10 protein-coding genes and 1 other annotated feature are annotated in these 9190 nt (G+C 30.6%); of the genes, 4 read left to right on the top strand and 6 right to left on the bottom strand.

Going from position 1 to position 9190, the window contains the following annotated elements; genetic code table 11:
* Positions 1-306 precede the first annotated feature (306 nt).
* The gene (locus ACTB1H_RS01890) at positions 307-900 is read left to right on the top strand and encodes a ribonuclease H1 domain-containing protein (RefSeq protein WP_463261141.1); all 594 of its coding nucleotides are present in this window, start codon (positions 307-309) and stop codon (positions 898-900) included.
* Here ACTB1H_RS01890 and ACTB1H_RS01885 read toward each other — a convergent pair.
* Complete coding sequence (locus tag ACTB1H_RS01885) at positions 892-1320, bottom strand: deoxycytidylate deaminase (RefSeq protein ID WP_463261140.1); 429 nt, start codon at positions 1318-1320, stop codon at positions 892-894. The genes ACTB1H_RS01890 and ACTB1H_RS01885 overlap by 9 nt on opposite strands.
* Before the next feature lie 89 nt (positions 1321-1409).
* Between ACTB1H_RS01885 and ACTB1H_RS01880 the strand changes: the two genes are divergently transcribed.
* The 3 genes from ACTB1H_RS01880 to pgeF are packed head-to-tail and all read left to right on the top strand — an operon-like array spanning position 1410 to position 4047.
* Positions 1410-2615, top strand: a complete 1206-nt coding sequence (locus ACTB1H_RS01880) for a patatin-like phospholipase family protein (protein WP_463261139.1) — start codon at positions 1410-1412, stop codon at positions 2613-2615.
* Position 2616: 1 nt separating this feature from the next.
* Complete coding sequence (locus ACTB1H_RS01875) at positions 2617-3243, top strand: NUDIX hydrolase (protein ID WP_463261138.1); 627 nt, start codon at positions 2617-2619, stop codon at positions 3241-3243.
* 30 nt (positions 3244-3273) lie between these two features.
* On the top strand, positions 3274-4047 hold the full coding sequence (pgeF, locus tag ACTB1H_RS01870) for a peptidoglycan editing factor PgeF (protein WP_463261137.1): 774 nt from the start codon (positions 3274-3276) through the stop codon (positions 4045-4047).
* A 23-nt stretch (positions 4048-4070) separates the two neighbouring features.
* On the opposite strand, the gene ACTB1H_RS01865 is transcribed toward pgeF, so the two are convergent.
* The 5 genes from ACTB1H_RS01865 to ACTB1H_RS01845 form a co-directional block, all read right to left on the bottom strand.
* Entirely contained in the window at positions 4071-5099 is a 1029-nt protein-coding gene (locus tag ACTB1H_RS01865) for an electron transfer flavoprotein subunit alpha/FixB family protein (RefSeq protein WP_463261136.1), read from the bottom strand.
* Positions 5100-5111: 12 nt separating this feature from the next.
* Positions 5112-5900 carry an electron transfer flavoprotein subunit beta gene (locus ACTB1H_RS01860; RefSeq protein ID WP_463261135.1) on the bottom strand — a complete coding sequence of 263 codons (789 nt, stop codon included), beginning with the start codon at positions 5898-5900 and terminating at the stop codon, positions 5112-5114.
* Positions 5901-5912: 12 nt separating this feature from the next.
* Positions 5913-7052 (bottom strand): acyl-CoA dehydrogenase, encoded by a 1140-nt coding sequence (locus ACTB1H_RS01855; RefSeq protein WP_463261134.1) that lies wholly within the window; start codon positions 7050-7052, stop codon positions 5913-5915.
* 184 nt (positions 7053-7236) lie between these two features.
* On the bottom strand, positions 7237-8460 hold the full coding sequence (gene tyrS / locus ACTB1H_RS01850) for a tyrosine--tRNA ligase (RefSeq protein ID WP_463261133.1): 1224 nt from the start codon (positions 8458-8460) through the stop codon (positions 7237-7239).
* A 39-nt stretch (positions 8461-8499) separates the two neighbouring features.
* Positions 8500-8679, bottom strand: a binding site (T-box leader).
* Positions 8680-8726: 47 nt separating this feature from the next.
* On the bottom strand, positions 8727-9101 hold the full coding sequence (locus ACTB1H_RS01845; RefSeq protein WP_463261132.1) for a class II SORL domain-containing protein: 375 nt from the start codon (positions 9099-9101) through the stop codon (positions 8727-8729).
* Positions 9102-9190 lie beyond the last annotated feature (89 nt).

The following is a 9190-nucleotide window of genomic DNA, read 5'->3' as shown; positions in this document are numbered from 1 at the left end:
TATAATTAATTAATTGTTTAATTGCAAAATCTATTGAATTTTTAATTTTAGCTGTGGATAACTCTATATATTTTTAATTTTGTATTCTGCAACTATCTAATTAAATTAATTGATATAAGAAAACGTTTATATCAATTAATTTAATTGTAGCAGAAATAAAAATTAGTTACAATATAAATAACTGAAAATTAACAATAATATTAAAAATGATACAAATATAACGAACTTATAATATATAGAAAGAAATTACTTGATATTTTCTAAATTTAAAGATAATATTAAACAATAAATTCAATGAGGTGGAATATGTTTTACGCAGTTAAGAAAGGAAGAAATATTGGGATATATAATTCGTGGGAGGATTGTAAAAGAGAAGTAGAAGGTTTTAGTGGCGCTGAATACAAGAAGTTTAAAACTTATGAAGAGGCAAAGGCATTTATAGAGGAAGAATCAACAGATAAAAATCCTTCCATAGATTTAAATCAAGACACTGCCATAGCTTATATCGATGGAAGTTTCGACTTGGAAACACATACGTTTGGATTTGGAGCAGTAATTTTTTACAAAGGAGAAAAGATAACATTTTCACAAAGATATGAGGATGCAGAGCTATCCAATATGAGAAATGTCGCTGGAGAAATCAAAGGTGCAGAAGAAGTAATGAAATGGGCACTTGAAAACAATGTGAAGAAGTTAATTCTTTATTATGATTATATGGGCATAGAGAATTGGGCTTTAGGAAAATGGAAAACCACAAAGGCTGGCACTAAAGCTTATAAAGAATTTTACGATACTATAAAAGACAAATTAAATGTAAATTTTATTAAAGTAAAAGCACATTCTGGGGATGAATTTAATGAAGAAGCTGATAAATTGGCAAAGAATTCTAAGCTACTCTAACTTTTCAATGTCTACTTTGTTGTTTTTTAACAAATATAAGGCATATTCATCCACATTATATTCATGCTTATAATATATTTTTTTAATACCAGCTTGAATTAGAGCTTTAGTACAGTTAAGACAGGGGAAATGAGTTACATATGCTATGCAATTTTTTACAGAAATCCCTTCTTTAGCACAATATAAAAGTGCATTCATTTCTGCATGTATAGTAGCTATACAATGTCCATCTCTAATAGTGTGCCCAACGTCATCGCAATGAGGGTTACCTGACACAGACCCATTGTATCCCGTTGAAACAATTCTATGTTCATCATTTACTAAAACACAACCCACAAATGCTCTATCGCAAGTAGAGCGTGATGCTACCATTTCTGTAATTTCCATAAAATATTTATTCCAATTTTTTCTAGTTTCCATATAAAAACCTCCTATTAAAATGTATTATAACATAAATATATATTTATATTATATGGGTATATAATATTTATCAATGAGGAGGTTTTTATATGTATGGAGTTACTTTAGAAGGTGGAGGAGCAAAAGGAGCTTATCATTTAGGAGCATATAGAGCAATTTTAGAAAATGACTTTGAAATAAGTGCAATTGTTGGTACTTCGGTAGGAGCACTTAATGGAGCAATGATAGCTCAAGGTGATTTTGATATAGCTTATGAACTTTGGCAAAATGTTAATTATACAAATGTTATTAATGCAAATGAAGAAGAAATTAGAAAGTTTAGAGAGTCTAGACCAAATAAAGATGAAATTAGAATATTTTTAAGCACATTGCGAGAAGTTATAGTCGATGGTGGATTTGATATAACTCCACTTAAAAATTTAATTGACACTTATATAAATGAAGATTTAATCAGAAAGTCAAGATTAGATTATGGACTAGTTACAGTAAATGTTTCAGATTTAAAGCCATTGAAATTATTTAAAGAAGATATACCCGTTGGTGAAATGAAAGAATATATTCTTGCATCTTGTTATTTGCCAGTTTTTAAAAGAGAAAGGATAAATGGAAAGTATTATTTAGATGGAGCATATTATGATAATCTTCCATACAAAATGCTTATTGATAAAGGATTTACTGATTTGATTTTAATTAGAACTAAAGCATTAGGTATAACTAGAAAAATACCTAAGGACAAATATAACATAATAACTATTTCACCTTCTGACAATATTGGGAATTCATTTACTTATGAAAAAGATTTAGCTATACAAAATTTAAAACTTGGTTATTATGATGCTCTTAAAGTAATAAATGGATTAAAAGGCAATAAGTACTATTTTTATCCTTTAGGTGAAGAATATTATTTTCATCTGTTATCTAATTTAAAGGAAGATTGTTTAGAATCAATAGCAGAAACTCTAAATATAACTGAAGCCCCTAATAAGAGAACATTGTTTGAAATAATCATTCCTAGGATTGCAAAGTTATTAGATCTTAATGATAACTATGACTATGAAGATTTTGTGTTATTTCTTATAGAGGTGTTATTAGCATATTATGAAATAGAAAAATTTAAGATTTATGAATTTAAAGAATGTGTGAGTCTATTGCAAAAACAGCCAGCTTTAGTAATTCCAAATCAGATATCAACTTTTGAAAAAATACTGGTTAAAGCAAATATCATGAATACTTCTATGAGAGATGATATATTGATAAAAATAGCTTATGATATGATTAGAAATCTGGAGGTATAGAATGAATATCGAAGAATTAAAAAGAAAATTAAATTCAAGAATACCCCAACCAATAGATATAAAAAATAAATACTCCGTTTTAATTCCATTGATAAAAATAGATGATAAATGGCATATAATATATGAATTAAGAGCTTCTACCCTCTTGGCTCAACCTGGAGAAATTTCATTTCCAGGAGGAAGAGTTGAAAAAAATGAAACTTTTGAACAGGCTGCTTTGAGAGAAACCATGGAGGAGTTAAATATAGATGAAGAAAATATATGTAAAATAGGAGAATTAGATTACTTAATATCTTATGCTAATTTTACGATTCATTGTTTTCTTGGAGAGATAAAAAACATAAGATTAGAAGATATTAAACCTAATCAGGATGAAGTTGATCATATATTTGCAGTACCTCTAGATTATTTTTTAACACATGAGCCAATGATTTTTGAGTTAGTATTAAAAACCGAAAGTAATGAGTCTTTTCCTTATGAGCTTATTCCAAAGGGTAGAGATTATAATTTTAGAGAAGGAAAGCATGCTGTATTATTTTATCAATATGGAGAATATATCATATGGGGTTTTACAGCCAGAATGACAAAGCAGTTTATAGATATAATGAAAGAAATTGGAGAACTATAATAACAGGAATAGAAGAAAGGTAGGAGTAAATTGAATTACGACATTGTTTGTTATGAAAATAATAAATTTATTTATGTAAAAGAATTAAGACAAAAGGGTTTATATCATTGCTTTACTACTAAGGATATGGATATTGGGTTAAAAACTACTAAAGACCCTAATATCGTGAAATTAAATTTAGACAAAGCATATGAATTTATTGGTAAAAGACCTACAATGCTTTTTAATGGGCTACAGGTTCATGGGGATAATGTTATGATTGTTAATAGCATTTATGATGGTATAGAAAATAATATAGGAAGACATTTTAACGACACAGATGGCTTGATGACAAATAAAAGAGGTATTGGACTTATTACGAGGTTTGCTGATTGCACTCCAATTATTATTTATGACCCAGTCAATAAAGTTCATGCAAATATTCACTCGGGTTGGAGAGGTACATTAAAAACAATTGTTAGAAAAGCTATAGATATGATGATAGAAAACTTTTCATCAATTCCTACTGATTTAATAGCAGTACTAGGACCTTCAATCGATAAAGAAGATTTTGAGGTAGAAGAAGATGTTTATTTAATGTTTGAGCAAAAATTTTCAAATATATCGGATTTTTCAGCTATTAAAAATACAACTAAGTATTTAATAGATATAAAAGGAATTAACAAGCAAGCATTGATAGAGAAGGGTTTGAAACAGGAAAATGTTATTGACATAGATTTATCTACCTATTCAACCGAATTTTTGCATTCTTATAGACGAGATAAAGAATCATATGGGCTTATGGGAGCGATAACATTAATATAGTGAGTGCATATGCACTCACTATATTAATATGGTCTTTCTCTGTATCTTTTTATTTCTTCGGTAATAAGAGGAACTATTTCTAAAGCATCTCCGACAAATCCAATATTTGCTACGCTAAATATTGGAGCATCTGGATCTTTATTTATTGCAATTATAAAATCTGATTTTTCCATACCAGCCAAATGCTGAACGGCTCCTGAAATACCACATGCTATATAAACTTTAGGTCTTACTGTCTTACCAGTTTGACCAACCTGACGATCTTTTGAAATATAACCTTTGTCTACTGCTCCTCTAGAAGCACCGACTTCTGCGCCGATCATTTTAGCACATTCCTCAAGAATATGGAAATTATCACCAATTCCACGACCGCCAGAGATTATTATGTCTGCTTTTGTAATATCTACAGCCATGTGATCTCTTGGAAGTACTTCAACTAATTTCACTGGATCATTTATGTTTATAATGGAAACTTCCCTTTTTTCAATTTCAAATTGTTTAGTGGTATCCTTTTGAAGTTTTTCCATTACTCCAGGCCTAATAGTTGTCATTTGAGGTCTCTTCGTTTCATTTATGATAGTACCAAATAAATTTCCTCCAAATGCAGGTCTTGTAACATACAATAATGATGAATTTTCATTTTCAGGGTCAAATTCAAGTTTGGTAGCATCTGCTGTTAAACCAGTATCACATCTAGCTGCAATTCTAGGAGCTAAATCTCTTCCCATTACTGTAGCAGGAACGAGTACGATATCAGGTTTATCTTTTTCTATTACCTCATCAACAAATAGAGTAGTGAATATTTCGGTACTATAGTGATTTATATCTTTATTATATAGCCAGATGATTTTATCAGCACCATAATATCCTATTTCTTTTATTAAGTCTTCGCTTAAATTACCAATTGCAACTCCAACTACTTTATATCCAAGTTGAGGTCTATTTTCTACTAATCTACGAGCTTCACCTAACAATTCCAAAGAAGCATCATTTATATTTCCATCTTTCTCCTCGCAAAATACATATATATCTCTATATTCTTTTATATCCATATCTCAATCTCCTTATTTACCAATAAACTTAAAATCTATTAGTGTTTCAACAATTTTTCTAGCGGTTGTTTTTGGATCTAATTCTAGTACATCAGAATTTTTGTGAGCTTCTTTTGTAAAGGTCTTCTTTACTTTTGTAGGAGACCCTTTCAAGCCTATTATTGAAGGATCAATGTCAATGTCGTTAAATGTAACAACCTTTATATCTTTATCAAAAGCATGACTTATTCCTCTAACACTCATATACCTTGGGGTAGCAATTGTGCTCAATGTTGTTATTAAACATGGAAGAGGGCATTCAAGTATCTCATAACTATTTTCTAAAGCTTTTTTTACCCTAATCTTCTCATCGTTTATTTCTAATATTCCGTCAACATAAGTTATTTGTGGTATCCCTAATTTTTCAGCTGTTTGTGGTCCAACTTGTGCTGTATCTCCATCAATAGCTTGTCTGCCAGCTATAATAAGATCATAATCTAATTGATTTATAACAGCAGCTAAAGTATTTGAAGTTGCCCAAGTATCAGCACCGCCAAATTTAGGGTCACTTACTAAAATACATTCGTCAGCACCCATTGCATATAATTCTCTAAGCATATTTTTTGCTTGAGGAGGCCCCATTGTTATACAGGTAACTTTAGCTCCTTTTTCATCTTTTATTCTTAAAGCCATCTCAAACCCTGCTAAGTCATCGGGATTTGTTATTGTTGGAACACCTGTTCTTATAAGTGTGCCGGTTTCTTTGTCTATTTGCATTTCAGTTGTATCTGGAACTTGTTTTAACAATACTAGTATATTCATAATCGACTCCTATCATTTTAATAATTTATTTGATATTACTAATCTTTGAATTTCAGATGTGCCTTCATAGATTTCAGTAATTTTTGCATCTCTGAACATTCTTTCTACTGGATAATCTCTTGTATAACCATATCCACCATGTAGCTGAACAGCTTTTGTAGTAGTTTCCATAGCCACTTCAGCAGCAAATAGCTTTGCCATTGCAGCTTCAGTAGTATAGCTTTGATTAGTATCTTTCAAATAAGCAGCTCTATACACTAAAAGTCTTGCTGCATCTATCTTTGTTTGCAAATCTGCGATTATAAATTGAGTGTTTTGAAAAGCTGATATAGGCCTTCCAAATTGTTTTCTTTCTTTTACATATTTTATAGTTTCATTTAATGCTCCTTGAGCTATTCCAACAGCTTGTGCAGCGATACCTATTCTTCCGCCATCAAGAGTTGACATAGCTATCCCAAAACCTTTACCTTCTTGACCTAATAGGTTTTCTTTAGGAACATAAAGGTCTTTGAAAATCAATTCAGCAGTAGAACTACCATGAATTCCAAGCTTCTTTTCGATTTTACCTATTGAGAAACCGTCCATATCTTTTTCAACTATGAATGCTGATATACCTCTAGTTCCTTTTTGCTTATCGGTCATTGCAAATATGATGTAGATGTCTGCATATCCACCATTCGTTATAAAGATTTTAGAGCCGTTTATTCTATAATAGTCTCCTTCTTTAATAGCAGTAGTTTGTTGCATTGCAGCATCTGATCCAGCATTTGGCTCTGTAAGGCCGAATGCACCAAGTTTTTCACCTTTAGCCAAAGGCACTAAATATTTCATCTTCTGCTCTTCGGTGCCATAAGCATAGATTGGATTACAACAAAGAGATGTGTGTGCAGATAGAATTACACCAGTCGTTGCACATACTTTTGAAAGTTCTTCTACTGCTAAGATATATGATAAATTATCTCCATCTGAACCTCCGTATTTGCTTTCAAAAGGTATTCCCATCATACCAAGCTCTGACATTTTTCTTACATTTTCAATAGGAAATCTTTCCTCTTCATCGATTTCTGCTGCTAGAGGCTTTACTTCTTTCTCTGCAAATTCTCGAAACAATTTTCTCATAAGAGTTTGTTTCTCGTTTAAATCAAAATTCATACCGTTATTCAACAAATTCACCCCTCATAAATGTTAAAAAAATAACTATCATTATAAAAAAAATTAAAATATTTATCCCCAATTATTATTATAAACCTTAGATTTTTTTAATCAAGCGTAAAAGTGTAAAATTGATACTTATTTATCAAATATTAATAAAAAATATAATGTGGAAATTTCCACATTATAATCTGATTTGATGATATTGTTTTTTACCTTTCTTAATCATCAGTTTATTATCAGTAAAATCTGACAATGTTACAATTTTATCTATTGATTCTACTTTAATTCCATTTAGACTTACTCCACCTTGTTCAATCAATCTTCTACCTTCACTTTTTGATTTAGCAAGTTTAGTTTCAAACAACAAATCAACTACATTTATTCCATTTTCAAAGATGGATTTTTCCATAATTGTATGAGGAATAGAATTTTCATCTCCACCATTTGAGAATAATGCTCTAGCAGCATTTAAAGCGGAATCTGCTTCAGCTTTACCATGTACCATTTTGGTAACTTCATAGGCTAATACCTCTTTGGCCTTATTTAAACTTTCTCCACCTTCTTTTGTCAAATCTTCAATTTCTTCTTTAGATAAAAATGTCAAGAGATATAAGAACTTCTTAACATCTCTATCATCTGTATTTCTAAGATACTGATAGAAATCAAAAGGTGAAGTTTTATCTTTGTCAAGCCATATAGTGCCTTTTTCGGTTTTTCCCATTTTGTTTCCTGATGCAGTGGTCAAGAGCTGAAAAGTCATGCCATATGCTGTATCATTTTCAAGTTTTCTTACTAATTCGTATCCTCCAATTATATTTGACCATTGATCACTTCCGCCTAGCTGAAGTTTGCAATTATAGTTTCTATATAAATAAAGAAAATCATAACTTTGCATTAGCATGTAACCGAACTCAAAAAATGTAAGACCTTTTTCTAATCTATTTTTGTAGCAATCAAATGTAAGCATTCGATTAACTGAAAAATGTACACCGATTTCTCTCATAAAATCAACAAATTTTAATTCCAACAGCCAATCTGCATTGTTTACCATTATTGCATTACCATTAGAAAAGTCAAGAAATTTTGACAACTGTTCTTTAAATCTATTAGCATTGTAGTCGATTATATCTCTTGTTAAAACTCTTCTCATATCAGATTTTCCTGATGGATCACCAATCATAGTAGTCCCACCGCCAATTAGGGCTATAGGCCTATGCCCAGCTCTTTGCATATGAGTCATAACCATTATTTGCAAAAAATGACCCAATGTTAAACTATCAGCAGTGGCATCAAATCCTATATAAAATGTAACTTTTTCTTTGCCAAGCAATTCTTTTAATTCTTCTTCATGTGTTACTTGATCTATATATCCTCTTTCACTAAGAATATCAAAAACATTTTCCAAAATATATCCCTCCTAAAATAAAATAAAGGGTCTTCTCATCTAAAGGACGAGAAGACCCGTGGTACCACCTTAATTCGCTTAAAGCCTCATACACGTATGGTGTGAAAACCTCAAAACTCCAGATTGTAATTCGAATACTTGACTGCTACTAGTTTCCACCAAACACTAGCTCTCTAAAAGCACATCATATATTCTAATAAAGTCCTTCATCGTCTAATTTTCAATTAACACCATACTAATATATAAATTGTTTGTTGTCAAGTTAATTATGCCTCAACTTTTATGTCTACTGCATTTTCCCACAAGCCATGAATATTACAATAGCTAGTAGCATATAATGTACCTGGTTGTGTCGTACTAAAAACAGATACAACACAAGGCTCTGTGAATAAATCAGATTCACCATGAGCATTAAAATCATATGTTCCTAATTCAACTGGAAATTTAGATCCTTCTGGTTTGAAGTACAACTTGATCCATGATATATGATGCTCTAATGTATTAGGATGAGGAATTTCTTCACCAATTAAAACTTTTACCTCTATTTTTTCTCCTCTTTTTACAGTCTCTGGAGCATGGATTACTGGAACATGCTTTTCACCCTTAAAGTCTCCTGTTTGATATAAATTACCTATACTCATATATTACCCCTCCTTTAAAATTTTATCCTTATTTTTTATACCCAAAAATTTTTTATTACAACAAATAAATGGTATTAATTCAAATTTTA

This window comes from Soehngenia sp., from assembly GCF_055108775.1.
The sequence above is the reverse complement of the archived record's forward strand: the minus strand, read 5'-3'. Positions and strand labels throughout refer to the sequence as shown.